This window comes from Treponema sp. R6D11, assembly GCF_054786075.1.
Genome location: NZ_BDHD01000630.1, coordinates 1 through 675 on the forward strand (window position 1 = coordinate 1; position 675 = coordinate 675).

The window sequence follows — 675 nt, forward strand, 5'->3', positions numbered from 1 at the left end:
ACACATATTCGGGCTACGAGAATAAAGTTAAATCTAGCATTGAAAAGCTAGTTGAAAACAACAACATGCAAGAAGTTATCCAAGAAATTAAAATTCCTATGGAGGAAGTAACCGAAATCAAAAACGGAGAGAAAAAAACCTCTTTAAAGAAAAGATATCCTGGATATGTGTTCGTGAAAATGGTCATGAACGATGAAACATGGTACGTTGTGCGTAACACGCGTGGCGTTACTGGATTCGTTGGACCTGGTTCGAAACCTGTTCCGCTAACTCGCGACGAGATGGATGAAATGGGTGTTGAACAAAAAGTTATTGAAATCGAAGTTAAAGAGGGCGACAACATTAAAATCGTTGCTGGCCCGCTATCTGGATTTACAGCCGTTGTTAAAGCCGTTTCTGTCGAAAAACAAATCGTTACTGCGACAGTTTCTATGTTAGGACGCGAAACACCTGTAGATTTGGAATTCAACCAGTTTGAAATAATATAGTATAAGGAGAACATGAATTATGGCAGCACCACAACAAAAAGTCGTAGGCTTGATAAAATTACAAATACCTGCAGGTAAAGCAACTCCTGCGCCACCAGTTGGTCCAGCTCTTGGTCAGCATGGCGTTAACATTGTTGATTTCACAAAGCAATTTAACGATCAAACTCAAAAAGACGCAGGAACAATC

2 protein-coding genes are annotated in these 675 nt (G+C 39.9%); both read left to right on the forward strand.

What is annotated here, in order from left to right; all coding sequences use genetic code 11:
- Nucleotides 1-488: transcription termination/antitermination protein NusG (gene nusG, locus ACYVTD_RS15155; protein ID WP_461248539.1), on the forward strand; the 488-nt coding region annotated here is incomplete at its 5' end.
- 19 nt (nucleotides 489-507) lie between these two features.
- The coding region (locus ACYVTD_RS15160) for an uL11 family ribosomal protein (protein ID WP_461248540.1) at nucleotides 508-675 on the forward strand (168 nt) is incomplete at its 3' end.